The sequence below is a fragment of the Sphingobacterium bovisgrunnientis genome (genome assembly GCF_009829085.1).
Lineage (GTDB): Bacteria > Bacteroidota > Bacteroidia > Sphingobacteriales > Sphingobacteriaceae > Sphingobacterium > Sphingobacterium bovisgrunnientis.
Window position 1 is genome coordinate 54811 of the sequence record NZ_WUQY01000005.1, and the last position, 17870, is coordinate 72680.

At 36.7% G+C, this 17870-nt stretch carries 15 protein-coding genes; 14 read left to right on the top strand and 1 reads right to left on the bottom strand.

From position 1 onward, the window contains the following. Window positions 1-3: 3 nt before the first annotated feature. From GOQ16_RS04230 to GOQ16_RS04275, 10 genes are all read left to right on the top strand, one after another. Complete coding sequence (locus GOQ16_RS04230; protein ID WP_160068166.1) at window positions 4-1002, top strand: FAD:protein FMN transferase; 999 nt, start codon at window positions 4-6, stop codon at window positions 1000-1002. 18 nt (window positions 1003-1020) lie between these two features. Continuing rightward, window positions 1021-1941: a hydroxypyruvate isomerase family protein gene (locus GOQ16_RS04235; RefSeq protein WP_160068167.1), complete on the top strand. Its 921-nt coding sequence runs from the start codon at window positions 1021-1023 to the stop codon at window positions 1939-1941. 21 nt (window positions 1942-1962) lie between these two features. Continuing rightward, window positions 1963-3201: a nucleoside permease gene (locus tag GOQ16_RS04240; protein ID WP_160068168.1), complete on the top strand. Its 1239-nt coding sequence runs from the start codon at window positions 1963-1965 to the stop codon at window positions 3199-3201. A gap of 28 nt (window positions 3202-3229) precedes the next feature. Next, entirely contained in the window at window positions 3230-4924 is a 1695-nt protein-coding gene (locus GOQ16_RS04245) for a GMC oxidoreductase (protein WP_160068169.1), read from the top strand. A 17-nt stretch (window positions 4925-4941) separates the two neighbouring features. Beyond that, window positions 4942-6366: a Gfo/Idh/MocA family protein gene (locus GOQ16_RS04250; RefSeq protein ID WP_160068170.1), complete on the top strand. Its 1425-nt coding sequence runs from the start codon at window positions 4942-4944 to the stop codon at window positions 6364-6366. Between the two features lie 11 nt (window positions 6367-6377). Continuing rightward, entirely contained in the window at window positions 6378-7010 is a 633-nt protein-coding gene (locus tag GOQ16_RS04255) for a gluconate 2-dehydrogenase subunit 3 family protein (protein WP_160068171.1), read from the top strand. 132 nt (window positions 7011-7142) lie between these two features. Then, a complete protein-coding gene (locus GOQ16_RS04260) occupies window positions 7143-8477 on the top strand; it encodes a dihydroorotase (RefSeq protein ID WP_160068172.1) in 1335 nt (444 codons plus the stop codon). A gap of 1 nt (window position 8478) precedes the next feature. Continuing rightward, the gene (locus GOQ16_RS04265; protein WP_160068173.1) at window positions 8479-9531 is read left to right on the top strand and encodes a S66 peptidase family protein; all 1053 of its coding nucleotides are present in this window, start codon (window positions 8479-8481) and stop codon (window positions 9529-9531) included. Then, window positions 9528-11036, top strand: a complete 1509-nt coding sequence (locus GOQ16_RS04270) for a M14 family zinc carboxypeptidase (protein WP_240140958.1) — start codon at window positions 9528-9530, stop codon at window positions 11034-11036. Before GOQ16_RS04265 ends, GOQ16_RS04270 begins: the two co-directional genes overlap by 4 nt. 11 nt (window positions 11037-11047) lie before the next feature. Further along, complete coding sequence (locus GOQ16_RS04275; RefSeq protein WP_160068174.1) at window positions 11048-11578, top strand: YfiT family bacillithiol transferase; 531 nt, start codon at window positions 11048-11050, stop codon at window positions 11576-11578. A gap of 189 nt (window positions 11579-11767) precedes the next feature. On the opposite strand, the gene GOQ16_RS04280 is transcribed toward GOQ16_RS04275, so the two are convergent. Further along, a complete protein-coding gene (locus GOQ16_RS04280; protein ID WP_160068175.1) occupies window positions 11768-12445 on the bottom strand; it encodes a M15 family metallopeptidase in 678 nt (225 codons plus the stop codon). A 122-nt stretch (window positions 12446-12567) separates the two neighbouring features. On the opposite strand from GOQ16_RS04280, the gene GOQ16_RS04285 reads away from it, so the two are divergent. The 4 genes from GOQ16_RS04285 to GOQ16_RS04300 all read left to right on the top strand — a co-directional run bounded on the left by GOQ16_RS04285 (window position 12568) and on the right by GOQ16_RS04300 (window position 17845). Then, entirely contained in the window at window positions 12568-14841 is a 2274-nt protein-coding gene (locus tag GOQ16_RS04285; RefSeq protein ID WP_160068176.1) for an ATP-dependent helicase, read from the top strand. Window positions 14842-14898: 57 nt separating this feature from the next. After that, the gene (locus GOQ16_RS04290) at window positions 14899-15699 is read left to right on the top strand and encodes a DUF4290 domain-containing protein (RefSeq protein WP_160068177.1); all 801 of its coding nucleotides are present in this window, start codon (window positions 14899-14901) and stop codon (window positions 15697-15699) included. 89 nt (window positions 15700-15788) lie between these two features. Beyond that, the gene (murA, locus tag GOQ16_RS04295) at window positions 15789-17114 is read left to right on the top strand and encodes a UDP-N-acetylglucosamine 1-carboxyvinyltransferase (RefSeq protein WP_160068178.1); all 1326 of its coding nucleotides are present in this window, start codon (window positions 15789-15791) and stop codon (window positions 17112-17114) included. Between the two features lie 101 nt (window positions 17115-17215). Beyond that, window positions 17216-17845, top strand: a complete 630-nt coding sequence (locus GOQ16_RS04300; protein WP_160068179.1) for a YceI family protein — start codon at window positions 17216-17218, stop codon at window positions 17843-17845. Window positions 17846-17870 lie beyond the last annotated feature (25 nt).

Genomic DNA, 17870 nt, shown 5'->3' on the forward strand with positions numbered 1-17870 from the left:
TACTTGAAACTTTTTATTCTTATATCTTATATTCTGATAGGATATGTTGCTTATGCGGCATATCCTATTTCAAATTCATTATATACCATTTCGGGGCAGGCACAAGGAACTACGTATTCTATTAAATATTATGCTGCAGATAAGGTCGTTTCAAAAGATGAAGTAGATAGTATTTTTAATGTTATTGATGAATCAATGTCTTTGTATAAAAATAATTCATTAATCAATCAATTTAACTCCTCATCTAATAAACGCGTGAAACTTGATTCGCATATGTATAATGTCGTAAAAGCGAGTTTCGATTATCACAAGAAAACTAAAGGCTATTTTGATATTACGGTATTTCCCTTGATGAAATTGTGGGGATTCGGACCAGAAGGATTTCGGAATAATCCTACACAAAATCAAGTGGATAGTGTTCGTCAATTTGTCGGCCTTAATAAGCTCAGATTAAAAGGTAAATACTTAGAGAAAAGAAATAAAAATACGGCCATTGATTTGAATGGAATAGCGCAAGGATATACGGTGGATGTGCTATCTGATTTTCTTAATAATAAAGGTGTTCAATCTTCTATGGTCGAAGTGGGGGGCGAAATTTATTGTTTCGGTGTGAAGCCAAATGGCGAAACATACAAGATAGAGATACAGCGACCAAATAATAATTCTGCTACATCTTACAAGGTTTCAATAAAAGATAAGGCTATCACCACTTCTGGAAGTTATGAGAAATATCGCATTGTAAATGGCAAAAGATTATCGCACCATATCGATCCACATACAGGAAGTCCATTAACTAATAATATACTTTCTGTTACCGTTATCGCTAATACTGCTATGCAGGCAGACGCTTTGGATAATTATTTAATGTATTTGAAACCTGAAGACGCAATTTCGTATATCGAGAGAGTTCCTCAGGCTGAGGCATATATAATATATTCTGAAAATTATACGTTAAAAGAATTGCAAAGCTCAGGATTTAATAATTATATTTATAACCAATAATCAACCATTATAAACGACATGAAGAGAAACGATTTTATCAAAAATTCAGGCTTGCTATTAACAGGAGCTTTCTTGTCAAGTAATAAAACATCAGATTTTATAAAACCAGATAAAGAAATGATTAAATCAACCCCTTTTAAATTAGATTATGCACCACATCAAGGAATGTTTTCTGCTTCAGCAGGTAAAAGTTTTTTAGATGAAATCAAATACATGCACGATTTAGGTTTCCGCAGTATTGAGGACAACGGTATGCCTGGACGTTCTATTGAGGAACAAACAAAAATCGGCGAGCTTTTAGCTAAATTGGGAATGCGCATGGGGGTATTTGTTGTGCCTAAAGGAGGTAACGGACAAAATACTTTGGCTGCGAACAAACAAGAACATATTGATATCTTCCTTAAAGGTTGTCGTGACTCTGTAGAAGTTGCCAAACGTGTAAATGCAAAATGGGTTACTGTTGTTCCTGGTGATTATCAGCGCAACTTGCCTATTGGAGTACAAACCGCAAACGTTATAGAAGCATTAAAAAGAGGTTCAGAAATTTTAGAACCACATGGCATTACTATGGTTTTAGAGCCATTGAGTGATACACCTAATTTATTTTTACGCTATACGGATCAGACGTACGAAATTTGTAAAGCTGTAAATAGTCCTTCTTGTAAAATATTATACGATGCGTACCATCAACAAAAAAATGAAGGAAATTTGATCAATTTGATGGATATGTGTTGGTCTGAGATTGCTTATATACAAATAGGCGACAATCCAGGAAGAAAAGAGCCATATACTGGTGAGATCAATTATAAAAATGTATTCAAGTGGTTACACAATAAGGGATATAAGGGAATCGTGGGAATGGAACATGGAATGTCTAAATCTGGTAAAGAGGGCGAAGATATTTTAGTAGCAGCCTATAGAGAGGCAGATAACTTTTAATTTGATTAATCATATATAAACATGAATTCAGTTATAAAAACTAAATTATCATTTATGATGTTCCTCGAATTTTTTATTTGGGGAGCATGGTTTGTTACATTGGGAACGTTCTTGAGCCAAAATTTGAAGGCTAATGACTTTGAAATTGCCAATGTATTTTCTACACAATCTCTAGGAGCTATTATAGCACCTTTTATAGTAGGGATGATCGCAGATCGATTCTTTAATGCTGAGCGTGTATTAGGTATTCTTCATTTGGTAGGTGCATTTTTATTGTATCAAATGTACCAATCAGCGGAGTACAGTACGTTCTATCCTTATGTATTGAGTTATATGATATTATATATGCCAACGTTAGCATTGGCTAGTTCTATATCATTTAGACAACTAAAAAATCCTGAAAAGGAATTCTCTGCAATTCGTATATGGGGAACTATAGGTTGGATCGTTGCTGGTTTGTCTATCAGTTATTTATTCAAATGGGATGCAGCGGCTGGTGAAGGCGCATTGAAAAATACATTTTTGATGGCTGCAATAGCTTCAGCTGTATTGGGTTTGTTCTCATTTATTTTACCAAGTACGCCGCCAATCAAAGCTGCAGAAGGCGAAAAACCATCATTCTCATCAATTGTCGGACTAGATGCTATTAAATTATTGAAAGATAGAAATTTCTTTATTTTCTTTATTTCTTCTGTTTTAATATGTATTCCGTTGGCATTTTATTACCAAAATGCGAATTTATTCTTGACAGAAATTGGTTTAGAAAATCCTACAGGCAAGATGACGATCGGTCAGATCTCGGAAGTGTTATTCTTATTATTACTTCCTGTTTTCTTCTCTAAATTTGGTTTCAAAAAAACAATTTTAGTGGGGATGTTAGCTTGGGCAGTTCGCTATTTATTATTTGCTTATGGTGATGCTGGCGAGCTTACTTTTATGCTGATATTAGGAATTGCATTACACGGTATCTGTTATGATTTCTTCTTCGTGTCTGGACAAATTTATACAGACAGCAAGGCTGGGGAAAAATATAAATCGGCAGCGCAAGGTTTAATTACTTTAGCTACGTATGGTATAGGACAGTTGATCGGATTTTGGGTAGCAAGTTTCATTGGTGACAAATACAAAGAGTTAAAAGGTGTTGACTTACCTGGATTCTGGGAAAAAACTTGGTTTGTTCCTGCTGTCATAGCTCTTGTAGTTATGGTAATATTCATGATTTTCTTCAAAGACGAGAAAGTCAAAACAATTGAAAAGTAGATTTTATTACAATATAAGCTTAATTAAAATGGTAGAGAATAATATTTATGATGCAATTGTCATCGGATCTGGAATCAGTGGGGGATGGGCTGCGAAGGAGCTGACTGAGAAAGGTCTTAAAACAATTATGTTGGAAAGAGGTAGAAATATAGAACATATTAAGGATTATACTTCTCCGACAAAATCACCATGGGAATTTCCACATGCAGGTGGAAGAACTCAACAAATGATTCAAGATTATCCAGTATTGAAACGTGATTATCCATTGAATGAAAAAAATCTTGGGTACTGGGTAAATGAAAAAGAAAGCCCTTATACAGAAATTAAAAGATTTGACTGGTATCGTGGGTATCATGTAGGTGGTAGATCATTGATGTGGGGACGTCAATCTTACCGTCTTAGCGATTTGGATTTTGAAGCAAACGCTAAAGATGGTCACGGTGTTGATTGGCCTATTCGCTATAAAGATATTGCGCCATGGTATAGTTATGTAGAGAAGTTTGCAGGTATTTCTGGTAATAGAGATGGTCTAGGCGATATCTTGCCAGATGGTGAATTCATGCCTCCTATGCCGATGAACGTAGTAGAGAAAGATTATGCAGAGCGATTGAAGAAATCACAGTATGGTGGTAAACGCCACTTTATCATGGGTAGAACAGCTAATATCACTGTTCCGCATAATGGTCGTGTCAACTGTCAATTTCAAAACAGATGTTGGGAAGGTTGTAATTTTGGAGCTTATTTTAGTACACAATCGGCTACTTTGCCAGCGGCTGTAAAGACTGGTAACCTTACTGTAAGACCTTTTTCTATTGTGACTCGTATTATTTATGATAAAGACACAAAGCGAGCAAAAGGAGTAGAAATCATTGATGCGGAAACAAACCAAACGTATGAATTCCACGCAAAAGTTGTATTTGTATGTGCTTCTGCGTTAAATTCTTCGTGGGTATTGATGAATTCAGCTACTGATGTATGGGAAGGTGGATTAGGAAGTAGTAGTGGTGAATTGGGACATAATTTAATGGATCATCACTTGGGTGTTGGTGCATCCGGACGTGTTGAAGGGTATTTAGACAAAACAATTTTCGGACGTCGTCCAAATGGAATATATGTTCCTCGATTCGTGAATGTTGATTTTGATGACAAAAAACGTGACTACGTACGTGGATTCGGTTATCAAGGCGGAGCTGGTCGTGGAAGAGCATGGCGATCAGAAGAAGAAAAGTATGTTGGCGGTAACTTCAAAGATGCGATTTGTGAGCCAGGAGATTGGTCGTTCGGATTTGGAGGATTCGGTGAAATTTTACCTTACCATGAAAACCACATCAAGTTAGATAAAGATAAAAAGGATAAATGGGGCTTACCTGTTCTTGCATTTGACGCTGAAATCAGAGAAAATGAGTTAAAAATGCGTAACGATATGCAAAACGAGATGAAAGAAATGCTCGAAAGCATAGGTGTGAAGGATGTGAGTAGCTGGAATAACGTATACGGTCTTGGCCAGGGTATTCACGAAATGGGTACAGCGCGTATGGGCCGTGATCCAAAAACTTCAGTTCTTAACGGAAATAATCAAGTTTGGGACGCACTAAATGTTTTCGTCACTGATGGGGCAGCGATGACTTCTGGAGGATGTGTTAATCCTTCATTAACTTACATGGCATTGACAGCAAGAGCTGTTGATTTCGCGGTAAGCGAACTTAAAAAAGGCAATCTTTAATCTTTATCTATCTCAAAATGGAAAACAATAGCAGAAGAAACTTTATAAAAACTGCAGCAGTAGCAGCTGCAGGCATTACAATTGTTCCAAGACATGTATTAGGTGGTACGGGATATCGAGCACCGAGTGATATGTTGCAAGTTGCATCAATTGGTGTAGGTGGTATGGGTGGATCGGACGTTAATAATATTTTTGGAAGTGGTAAAGCAAATATTGCTTTCTTGTGTGATGTTGATAAAGCACGCGCTAAAGGCTCTGTAGAAAAGTTTCCTAAAGCGAAGTTCTATACCGACTTTAGAGAAATGCTTGATAAAGAGCATAAAAACATAGATGGCGTCTCTGTATCTACACCAGATCACAATCACGCTATTCAAGCTTTGGCAGCAATGCAATTGGGTAAGCACGTATACGTGCAAAAACCATTGGCACACGATGTATGGGAAGCTCGTGCATTGACTCATGCTGCAAAGAAGTATAAAGTCGTGACGCAAATGGGTAACCAAGGAGCCTCGGGTGATGGTGTACGTCAAATGCGTGAATGGGTGGATGCAGGATTGATTGGCGATTTGGTAGAAATCTATGCATGGACAGATCGTCCGGTATGGCCTCAAGGTATTCAATGGCCAAGTCAGAAAGCTAAAGTTCCTTCCACATTAGATTGGGACAAATGGTTAGGTACTGCGCCATATACTGAATATTTTGACAAATTAGTGCCTTTCAACTGGCGTGGCTGGTGGCCTTATGGCACGGGTGCTTTAGGAGATATGGGCTGTCATAATTTGGAAGCTCCATTCAGTATCTATGGCTTACAGTATGTAAAAGATGTACAAGCTAGTGTTGGATCTGTCTATGTAGATGAATTTAAGCGTGGATATTTTCCTGAGTCTTGTCCTCCGTCTAGCTCCGTGACAATGACTTTCCCAAAAACTTCTAAAACTAAAGGAGATGTAAAAGTACATTGGATGGATGGCGGTATACAACCACCAAGACCAGAAGAGTTAGGACCAGACGAAATATTTGGAGATGGCGGCAATGGAATTTTGTTGATTGGTGAAAAAGGTAAGATTTTGGCAGATACATATGCTGGTAATCCACGCCTTTTGCCAACGAACAAAACTTACAAAACCGTAAAAGAAAAATATGCGCGTGTACCAAAGGGTGCGAATGGTCATTGGGCACAATGGGTGGAAGGTTGTATTGCTGGATATGGTAATATGGAAATGTCATCACCATTTGAGATAGCAGGACCATTGACTGAAGCCTTGCTAATGGCAAATTTGGCTATACGTGGTGTAGATTTAAAAGTAGGGGATAAATACCCTGGAAGAAGTAAAAAATTGGTTTGGGATAATGACAATATGCGTGTTACAAACTTTGATGAGGTAAATCAGTTTGTAAAACGGACATATCGCCCAGGCTGGGAAGTTAACTATACATTTTAATACATAAAAAGATGAATAGAAGAGAAGCATTACAACGCGTAGCTATGATCCTTGGTGGATCTATCGTAGGTGCTAACTTATTTTTAGAAGGTTGTACACAACCAGCTTCAAAGTCCGTAGAAGGACTGTTCGATGCAAAAATGATTGATAGAATAGGTGATTTGGCTGATGCTATTTTGCCACCGACTTCAACACCAGGAGCGAAGGAAGCTGGTGTTGGTAATTTTATACCTGTTTTCGTTAGAGATTGTTACACAGAAAAGCAACAAAAAGCTATTGTTGATGGACTGGCAACGTTAGATAAAACAAGTAAAGATTTGAAAGGTAAAGATTTTGCAAGCCTAACATTGGATGAGAAAACTGAAGTGGCGGATAAACTTTATAAAGAATCTGAAGAGTACAACGGTCAGCGTTGGGAGAGAATCAAGGATGAAGTCGAGAAAAATAAGACTAAACAAAACGAACTTGTTAAACCAGATGTGGATTATGAACCAGAACATTGGTTTCATTTATTCAGACAAATGACTTTAACAGGATATTTTAATTCTGAACTTGGATTAACAAAAGCTTTGCGCTATGTGAAAATACCGGGTAAATATGATGGTGATTATCCATACAAAAAAGGTGATAAAGCATTTGCTTAAACTCCAAAAAAAGGTGAGAACATAAAAGTCTCACCTTTTTTAGTTATTTGAATTAGATCTACTATTTGACGCCGAATTATAATAGTCAATTTCTTATGTTTGTATACATAAACATAACTTATCAAAAATACAATGTCATCTATACTCATCAAAAATGCACAAGTCGTAAATGAAGGAACTACTCAAGTTTTGGATGTTTTTATAAAAAATGGACGAATAGAAAAGTTAGCTCCTCAGATTGATTTAAAAGCAGATCAAGAAATAAATGCCGAAGGGTTACATCTTCTTCCGGGTTTAATTGATGATCAAGTGCATTTTAGAGAGCCAGGACTTACGTACAAAGCCAATATCTTCACTGAAAGTCGTGCTGCGGTAGCTGGTGGAACAACTTCTTTTATGGAGATGCCGAATACAGTTCCTAATACACTGACACAAAAATTATTACAAGATAAATACGATATAGGTCAAGATTCTTCATTAGCTAATTACTCTTTTTTCATGGGGGCAGCGAATGATAATATTGACGAAGTTTTGAAAACTAATCCACGTGATGTTTGTGGTATTAAAGTTTTCATGGGATCATCAACGGGAAATATGTTGGTTGACAATGAAACAGCCTTAGAAAATATTTTCAGAAATTCTCCCACTTTGATTGCTACACACTGTGAAGACGAGGCCACTATCAAAGCAAATCTTGCCGCATACAAAGAAAGGTATGAGGACAATATAACTATTGACATGCACCCTTTGATTCGTTCGGAGGAAGCTTGTTATTTGTCATCATCAAAAGCTGTAGAATTAGCGAAAAAGAACAATACACGTTTACATATTCTGCATATTTCGACAGGTAAGGAAACAGCATTATTTGATAATACGATTTCATTGGAGCAAAAACGCATTACAGCTGAAGCTTGTGTGCATCATCTTTGGTTTTCGGATGAAGATTACAAAACAAAAGGTAATTATATCAAATGGAATCCAGCTGTAAAAACGGCTTCCGACAGAGATCAAATTTTGAAAGCGGTATTGGATGGGCATATTGATGTAATTGCGACGGATCACGCACCGCATACCATCGAGGAGAAAGAACAAGCTTATCTACAATCTCCGTCTGGAGGTCCATTGGTACAACATGCATTGTTAGCATTATTGGATATGGTTAGCCAAGGCAAATTAACTTTAGAGCAATTGGTTCAAAAAACAGCACACAATACAGCAATTTGTTTCCAAATAGAACAACGTGGATTTATCCGCGAAGGCTATTGGGCAGATTTAGTATTGGTGAATTTAAATAAACCGTACGAGGTTACAAGTCAAAATATTCTTTCAAAATGCGGTTGGTCACCATTTGAAAATCATACATTTACATCTACTATAGAACATACTATTGTGTCTGGAAATCTAGCGTATTGGAATGGACAAATCATTGAAGTAGGCTCAGGACACCGCTTATTATTTAACCGATAAAATGAATAAAAGAACGTTTTTAAAATCGATTGGACTGGGTTTCGGGGCCTTAGCCATTTCTGATCAAACGGTAAAAGCTGTTTCAGAGGCGACAGGTACTGTCAAATCATTATTAAAAGCGAAGGTTTTGAAAGAAGGCGATACGATAGGAATTATCACGCCTGCAGGAGCATTATCCGAAGAAGAAACCATCACGATGACCAAAGAAGTGCTAGCGTACTTTGGTTTTAAAGTAAAAGAAGGAAAGTATATTCGTTCGCGCTATGGTAATTTGGCAGGCACGGATGATGAACGTTTAAGTGATTTGCATAGTATGTTCGCCGATAAAGAGGTTGATGGCATATTGTGTATTCGCGGAGGTAATGGAGCTTCACGACTTTTGCCTCGCATTGACTATGAATTGATACGTAAAAACCCTAAAGTTTTACTAGGCTACAGCGATATTACGGCTTTGATATTAGCATTTTATGCTAAAGTGGGCTTAGTGTCGTTTCATGGTGTCGTAGGGAGCAGTACATGGAGCAATTATGTAGCTAAATTGTTTAAAGAACAATTTATAGAAAATAAATTAGCCAACTATTCCAATCCTACAAAAGCAGAGAGCCAAATTATCCAGTACAAAGATCGTGTTCAAACTATTAACCCAGGCATCGCTGAAGGAACAATAATAGGAGGGAATTTGACGTTATTAACGGGTTTGTGTGGAACGCCTTATTTGCCTGATTTTAAAGATGCCATTCTTTTCTTAGAAGAAATAGATGAAAAATCAGATCGCATGGACCGTATGTTTTGTCAATTGATGAATGCCGGTATTTTATCACAAATAAAGGGCTTTATATTTGGTAAATGTACGAATTGTGGTCCATCGGGTGGATATGGATCGTTGACGATTGAACAAATGTTAAATGATTATATCAAGCCATTGGGGATTCCTGCGTACAGTGGTGCAATGATTGGTCATATTTCGGATCAATTTCTGATGCCTGTAGGGGTGCGTGCGCGCATGGATGCTTCAAAAGGAACGATTGAATACTTAGAAAAATCGCTGTTATGAAAAGATTAGTTTTTCTCTTCTTAGTTTTTGCTGGATTTGTGTCGTGTGATGGCGCAAAATCATCTTCCAATACCACAATTAATGCTATGAAAATCGATACTTCAACTTATAATTCCATATATTCAACCTATAAAGAATCAGCTTTAAAACATAGACGTTTTAAACATTCTGATATCGACTCCTTAACTCACTTACACAAAGGGAAATCAGTACTAGCTGTTGAAGAAATAGGTAAATCATTCGAAGGAAGAGCGATTTATGAATTGTCTTTTGGGGCAGGAGAAAAGAAGGTGATGTTGTGGTCGCAAATGCACGGCGATGAACCAACGGCGACGATGGCACTTTTTGATTTGTTCAATTTTCTAGAAGGTTCTGATGACGGTCAGGATGAAATAAGGACGTTGTTAAAAGATAAATTGAACATTCATTTCATCCCCATGTTGAATCCAGATGGTGCGGAACGTTACCAACGTCGTACAGCTCAAGGGATAGATATGAATCGTGATGCACGTGCTGGACATACGGTGGAAGGAGCATTATTACGTGCGAGAGCACAAGCTATAAAACCACAATATGGCTTCAATTTGCACGACCAAAATATCTATTACAATGTGCCGGGAACTAAAAACCCAGTTAGCATATCTTTATTGGCACCTGCATTTAACGAGCCAAGAGAGATAAATCCTGTCCGTGAAAATGCCATGAAAATTGCGGCTGGTATGAATAATATTCTGCAAAAGTATATTCCCGATGCTGTAGCAAAATACGATGATACGTATACACCAAGAGGTTTTGGTGATAATTTCCAATCTTGGGATGCAAGTACCGTGTTAATTGAATCGGGAGGTATGAAAGGTGATCCAGAGAAACAACAAATTCGTAAACTAAACTTTATCATCATATTGAATGCCTTAGTTCAGATTGCAGAAGGCAGTTATGCACAATTCGATAAACAGCAATATGAGGATATTCCGTTTAATGCTTCGCAATTGCATGATGTAGTTATTCGTAATATTGTGATTGGTCCTGATTCGGCATCTTTTAAAACGGATTTGGCTATTCGACGCAATGAAACAACAATAGGAAGAGACTTTTTTGTACGTGGCAAAATCGAAGATATCGGTGATTTGAAAGAATCGTATGGCTACGATGAGATAGATGCGGATGGGCTTTATTTTATTCCTGCAAAGGTTGCGGTTAAGACTGTGAAGGATGTTGCACAATTAACAGTGCAAGAATCTTTTGACTTACTTAGAAATGGCTTTATGGCTGTGCAAGTAAAAGAGGTAGGTGCTACAAAAGAAAAAGCTTTACATAATCTTCCCATTCACCTATATACCCAAACAAACTTTTATTTACCTGTAACGGCAGATTTTGGAGGTATGGCAAATTTCTTTATTGGTGATAAAAGCGGTAATTTGAAATATGCCGTGATGAATGGTTATTTGATTGACTTGACAAAAGATTTGGATCAATCGACAGTATTAAAAAATCGAGTAAATTAACTCAAGACCGCATGGAAATTAATCTAGAAAAGCTTAGATATCCAATTGGAAAATTTGTTTGTCCTGCCAAGATAACCTATGAGGATATAAACAATTGGATTGAAATTATTGAGGAATTTCCATTAAAACTAAAAAATCAAGTTGAAAAGTTAAGTAACAGAGATTTACAGAGGACATATAGACCTAACGGATGGACTATAGCTCAGGTTGTAAACCATTGTGCTGACTCGCATATGAATAGTTTTATTCGGTTCAAATTAGCTCTGACAGAAGATTCTCCTACAATAAAACCGTATTTTGAAGATCGCTGGGCCGAACTGCCCGATTCTAATAATTATCCTACCGAAGACGCATTAAAAATATTAGAAGGTCTGCACACAAAATGGGTATTCTTACTTCGAAGTTTATCAGAGGAAGAATGGGATAAGGAATTTATTCATCCCGAAAGTGGTAAAACGATAAGCTTAAAAACCAATCTCGGTATCTACGCTTGGCATTGTGAACATCATTTAGCGCATATTGTTATTGCAAAGAAAAATTAAGAAATATAAGGAGACTGTGTTAAACACGTACTTGTTATGATTCTAATTTCTTAATACATTCTTCCCTAATTTTCCAAAGCTGCTCAAAGCTCAAGGAAATACCTTCTCTCTTAAGCCAATCTTTCAAATATTGTTGATGGTAGATAATTTTTCCAAATCCTTACTAATTGAAGATAAATTATTTTTAATTTACTTCACCTCAAAATTAAAGTATTTATCCTTAAAAGGTTCGTCATTATAAGTATAGTGCCACCATTCTTTGCTATACGCTCTAAAACCATATTTTTCCATGATTTTCTTTAGTTTTATTCTGTTTTGCTTTTGTGTGTGGGAAAGTTTGGTATAATCATGTCCTGATTCTTCACCAAAAAAATCAAAAGCTACACCCATATCCAGTTCTTTTTTTGTTTTCAGATCAATGATAGTCAAGTCAATAGTGCTTCCACGGCTATGACCAGATTTGGAAGCGATAAATCCTTTTTTGAAAAGATCGCGTTTGTCTACACGTGGGTAGAACTCTTGGCGCATCAAGGTGTCTTTAATATCTTTTGCCCAACGTTTGAAATGGTTGACAGCAATTTGCGGTCGGTATGCGTCAAAGACGTTCAATCCCAATCCTTCCTTATTTAGTTCCTTCTCTATTTTTTGAATAGCCAATGTAGCGCGTTCTGTAAGAATGATTTTGTTGCTTTTGTAACCATCAATTGGTCGACCCACGAAATTGTGATTTGTGAAATATTTCATATCCACCGCGATATGTGGAATAAAATCAGTGAGATATACAAATCCTTTGGGTAGATTGTTTTTTTGTTGTGCGTAGCTAGCAATACTTAAAAGCAAAAAAATAAGGATGAAAAGCTTTCTCATAGTTGTAAGGTTAAGGTCATAAAGGTAATGAAATGTACTAATAATTGTAGTAAACTTGTGTGAGATTGAATCAAAATACCTAACTTTACACTCTATTTCTAACGGAAAAAACGTATTATAATTTGGATTATTTAGCAGGATTAAACCCCTCTCAACGTGCTGCTGTAGAACAAACCGAAGGACCGGTTATGATTGTAGCTGGAGCGGGTTCAGGAAAGACACGTGTAATCACATATAGAGTTGCTCACCTCATACATAAAAGAGTAGATCCATTTAATATTCTTGTCCTAACGTTTACGAATAAGGCAGCTAAAGAAATGCGTGAGCGTATCATGAAAGTGGTAGGTTCAGAAGCTAAAAATATTTGGATGGGTACATTTCACTCAATTTTTGCTCGTATTCTACGTGTAGAGGCAGAGTTGATTGGCTATCCGAAGAATTTTACAATTTACGATACAGACGATACAAAAAGTTTGTTAAGAGCTATCTTGAAAGAGATGAATCTTGACGACAAATTGTATAATGTCAACCATATATATGGTCGTATCTCTTCGGCGAAAAATAATTTGATTTCTCCGCAGGAGTATAACAAAAATGAAGCTTTGATGGCTGAAGACCGTGAAAATGGTCGTCCGCAGATGGGACAAATTTATCTGACCTATGCACAACGTTGTTACCGTGCGGGAGCAATGGACTTTGATGATTTGTTGTTTAAGACCAATGTCTTGTTAAATAAACATCCAGAAACATTACACAAATACCAGCATCAATTCAAATATTTGATGGTGGATGAGTATCAGGATACCAACTTTTCGCAGTACTTAATTGTCAAAAGATTAGCTGCGGTGAGTGAAAATATATGTGTTGTAGGGGATGATGCGCAGAGTATCTATGCTTTCCGCGGTGCGAATATTCAGAATATCTTGAATTTCCAAAAGGATTATCCGGATGTGCAAGTATTCAAGCTTGAACAAAATTACCGTTCGACACAGACAATTGTAAATGCTGCAAATAGCATTATCGCTAACAATAAAAATCAGCTGGAGAAAAATGTATTTTCAGATAATGAAGTAGGCGATAAAATCAAGGTTGCAAGAGCTTTTTCGGATAATGAAGAAGGGAAGATCGTAGCGGAAGCAATTATCCAAGAGAAAACATTGAAATCCTTGCCTTACAAAGGTTTCGCGATATTGTACCGCACAAATGCACAGTCGCGTGCGATGGAGGAAGCTTTGCGCAAGTTAAATATTCCGTATAAATTGTATGGTGGAACATCTTTTTACCAACGTAAGGAAATTAAGGATTTAATTTCGTACTTTCGATTGACTTACAATCCAAATGACGAAGAAGCACTTAAGCGTGTGATCAATTATCCACGTCGTGGAATTGGTGATACGACAGTAGAAAAGATCATTGTAGCAGCGGACAAGAATCAATATCGATTGTGGGATGTGGTAGCTAATGCACAGATGTTTTTGGATGGGCGTAGTGCAACTTCAGTAGGTAATTTTGCGACGATGATCCAAAGTTTCCAAGCTGTAGGAAACAATTCTAACGCTTTTGATACGGCAATGCATATCGCGCAGCATTCTGGGATATTGAAGGATTTGTACGAAGATAAGTCTGTAGAAGGACTAGCGCGTTATGAGAATATCCAAGAGTTGTTGAATGGTATAAAAGAATTTTCAGAGCGTGAGGATTTAGAGCAAAAAACACTGGATATTTTCTTGCAGGATGTGGCATTATTGACCAATGACGATAATGACAAAGACCCAAATGCAGATACAGTGTCGTTGATGACGATTCACGCATCAAAAGGATTAGAGTTTCCAGTCGTATTTATCGTAGGTTTAGAAGAAAATTTATTTCCTTCACAATTATCCTTAAATTCGCGAAGTGAATTGGAAGAGGAGCGTCGATTATTTTATGTAGCCGTTACACGAGCAGAGAAAAAATTACATATATCGTATGCTACTTCTCGATACCGTTGGGGTACATTGAATAATTGTGAACCAAGTCGATTTATCGATGAACTAAATCCAAGTTATTTGGATTTGGATTTTAATCCACGTAATTCAGGACCATCAGAAGGTGCTTTTAAATCAGAGCGCATAGCTTGGCAAACAAAAGAAAAGGATACTTTTGCGAAGCCAAAGCCGAAAGTGGTAAAGACAACGTCAATTTTGCCAAAGGCACATGTGCCGACAGCAGGATTTGCACCATCGGACACAAGCAACCTGCAAGTAGGCATGGAAGTCGAGCATGAACGTTTCGGATTTGGAAAAGTTGTGAACTTGGAGGGAAATAAACCAGACATAAAAGCAACTATTTTCTTCAAAGAGTTGGGACAGAAACAATTGTTGCTTAAATTTGCAAAACTTAGAATAGTTCAGTAAGAACTTTTATATTTACTAGAATAAAATAATAACGTATTATACGTTTAATTTCACAATATGAATTTTGATTATAACAGTACTCGTCCCAAGTTAATATTGGCCGAATATGGTAGAAATGTGCAAAATATGGTGGACTATATTTGCACTGTACCAGATATAGAGGAGCGCAATAGATTAGCTCAGGTGGTAATAGATATGATGGGGGTGCTGAATCCACATTTGCGAGATGTCTCAGATTTCAAACACAAGCTTTGGGATCACTTATATATAATTTCTGATTTCAAGATTGATGTAGAATCGCCATATCCGGTCCCTACACGTGAGGATATCAAGCATAAGCCAGAGCGATTAGCTTATCCGCAACATAAAATTCGTTTCAAACATTATGGTCATATCGTAGAAGAAATGATTCAAAAAGCCATTTCTGTTACAAACGAGGATACACGCGCGAAACTAACTTTAGGTGTTGCCAATTTTATGAAAATGGCGTATACGACATGGAATAAAGATTCTGTGAATGATTTACAAATTATTCAGGATTTGAAAGAATTGTCCAAAGGTGCATTGACATTACCAGAAGATACGGTATTGACCAAATTGGACTTCCGTTCTCCGCCTCCGGGTAACCGTGTGAAAACACAACAAACTTCTTCGAATAATAACAACAACAATCAGCGAAGTGCACAGTCTCACAACAACAATAATAAGAGACCGAGTAACAACAATAATTACAGAAGTAATAACAACAATAATAACGATAAGAGAAAATCTTATAGCAACAATAATAACAACAGCAATAATGCTGGCGGTGGCTATAAAAAGAGTTATTCTAACAGTAACAATAACTACAAGAAATAATCTTTCTGAGATTGATTTGTATTTTAATAAGTAACTAATACAGCAATTAGTTACTTATTTTATTTAAAGAAATATCCTTAATAGTATATATGAACGCATTTGAAATACATGGTGGTAAGCCTTTAAAAGGAGAAATTGTTCCTCAAGGTGCAAAAAACGAAGCTTTACAAATTTTGTCAGCAGTATTATTGACAGAAGAAAAAATTACAATTAGCAACATCCCAGATATTAAAGATGTCAATAAATTAATCGATTTATTGGGTTCTTTGGGCGTGGTTGTGAATAAATTAAATAAGGATACCTACGAGTTCGAAGCGAAAGACATCAATATAGATTATTTTACGTCAGAAGAATTCAAACAAAAGGGTGGAGGTTTACGTGGGTCGATTATGATCGTAGGTCCGTTATTGGCACGATTTGGTAAAGCGGCTATTCCAAAACCAGGAGGTGACAAAATTGGTCGTCGTCGTTTGGATACACACTTTTTAGGTTTCGAAAAATTAGGCGCTAAATTCATTTACGATACAGAAAATGAATTCTTTAACGTAGATGCTTCGCAGCTACAAGGGACATATATTCTATTGGATGAGGCATCTGTGACAGGTACAGCAAATATCGTCATGGCTGCGGTTTTAGCAAAAGGCACTACAACTATTTATAATGCGGCTTGCGAACCATATTTACAGCAACTGTGTAAGATGTTAAATCGCATGGGCGCAAAAATTTCTGGTATTGGTTCTAATTTATTGACAGTTGAAGGAGTAGAGCGTCTTGGTGGTACAGAACATAGAATGTTACCAGATATGATTGAGATTGGTTCATTCATTGGAATGGCTGCCATGACAGGTTCTGAAATTACAATCAAAGATGTTTGTTTTAAAGAGTTGGGTATTATCCCTACCGTATTCCAACGATTAGGAATCAAGATGGAATTGCGTGGCGACGATATTTTTATTCCTGCTCAAGAATCATACGAAATTGATACATTCATCGATGGATCTATTTTAACGATTTCTGATTCGCCTTGGCCAGGTTTTACACCAGATTTGTTGAGTATCGTATTGGTAACAGCTATTCAAGCCAAAGGTAACGTATTGATACACCAAAAGATGTTTGAAAGTAGATTGTTCTTCGTGGACAAATTAATTGACATGGGTGCGCAGATTATCTTATGTGATCCACACCGCGCTACAGTGATTGGTAACAATAAACAAACTAAATTACGTGGTATTCAGATGTCATCTCCAGATATACGTGCAGGTGTATCTTTATTAATCGCGGCCTTATCCGCAAACGGAAAATCTACTATTTTCAATATTGAGCAGATCGAGCGTGGTTACCAAAATATAGAAGAAAGATTAAAGGCTTTGGGTGCGGATATCAAGCGTGTAGAAGCGCAACCAATGGGTCATTAAAGGAATTGTCTTTTGAATGTTAATTAAATACAAATAACTTTCGCAATGCATGGAGAATTGTATTTTTGTACATTAACTATTTAAAATTTCTTTTAACAAACATGAAAAAATTAGTTTTATTTGCAGCTGTAGCTTCATTGGTATTGGCTTCATGTGCTGGTAATCCAGAAGGTAAAAAAGCAGAAACAACAGATTCAGTAGCTGTAGCGGATTCAGTAGTAGGTACTGCATATACAGTTGATGCTGCTCAATCTCAAGTATTTTGGACAGGTACAAAAGTAAGTGGTAAACACGAAGGTACTGTTACTATCAAATCGGGTTCTGTTTCAGTAGACAATGGTGCGATCACTGGTGGTAGCTTTGTATTAGACATGAATACAATCAACAGTACTGACTTAGAAGGCGAATACAAAGATAAATTAGACGGTCACTTAAAAGCTGATGATTTCTTCGCAGTAGCTACTTTCCCAGAAGCTTCTTTTGAAATCACTGAAGTGAAAGCTGGTGCGACTGCTACAGATGCAGTTATCTCAGGTAACTTAACTATCAAAGGTATTTCTAAAAATATTACTTTCGACGCTAAAGTTGACGAAGTATCTGATACAACTGTAAAAACATCTGCAGACTTCAACATTTTACGTGAAGATTGGGGGGTAACTTATGAAGGTAAAAAAGATGATTTAATTTCTAAAGAAATCAACTTCAAAGTAACTATCGTTGCTACTAAATAAGTAAAACTACTTAAAAAAGTATAAT

Bases quoted from the DNA above. Each gene is read 5' to 3' on its own strand.
- GOQ16_RS04235 (WP_160068167.1), top strand. From the start codon at position 1,021: ATGAAGAGAAACGATTTTATCAAAAATTCAGGCTTGCTATTAACAGGA.
- GOQ16_RS04240 (WP_160068168.1), top strand. From the start codon at position 1,963: ATGAATTCAGTTATAAAAACTAAATTATCATTTATGATGTTCCTCGAA.
- GOQ16_RS04245 (WP_160068169.1), top strand. From the start codon at position 3,230: ATGGTAGAGAATAATATTTATGATGCAATTGTCATCGGATCTGGAATC.
- GOQ16_RS04250 (WP_160068170.1), top strand. From the start codon at position 4,942: ATGGAAAACAATAGCAGAAGAAACTTTATAAAAACTGCAGCAGTAGCA.
- GOQ16_RS04255 (WP_160068171.1), top strand. From the start codon at position 6,378: ATGAATAGAAGAGAAGCATTACAACGCGTAGCTATGATCCTTGGTGGA.
- GOQ16_RS04260 (WP_160068172.1), top strand. From the start codon at position 7,143: ATGTCATCTATACTCATCAAAAATGCACAAGTCGTAAATGAAGGAACT.
- GOQ16_RS04265 (WP_160068173.1), top strand. From the start codon at position 8,479: ATGAATAAAAGAACGTTTTTAAAATCGATTGGACTGGGTTTCGGGGCC.
- GOQ16_RS04270 (WP_240140958.1), top strand. From the start codon at position 9,528: ATGAAAAGATTAGTTTTTCTCTTCTTAGTTTTTGCTGGATTTGTGTCG.
- GOQ16_RS04275 (WP_160068174.1), top strand. From the start codon at position 11,048: ATGGAAATTAATCTAGAAAAGCTTAGATATCCAATTGGAAAATTTGTT.
- GOQ16_RS04280 (WP_160068175.1), bottom strand. From the start codon at position 12,445: ATGAGAAAGCTTTTCATCCTTATTTTTTTGCTTTTAAGTATTGCTAGC.
- GOQ16_RS04290 (WP_160068177.1), top strand. From the start codon at position 14,899: ATGAATTTTGATTATAACAGTACTCGTCCCAAGTTAATATTGGCCGAA.
- murA (WP_160068178.1), top strand. From the start codon at position 15,789: ATGAACGCATTTGAAATACATGGTGGTAAGCCTTTAAAAGGAGAAATT.
- GOQ16_RS04300 (WP_160068179.1), top strand. From the start codon at position 17,216: ATGAAAAAATTAGTTTTATTTGCAGCTGTAGCTTCATTGGTATTGGCT.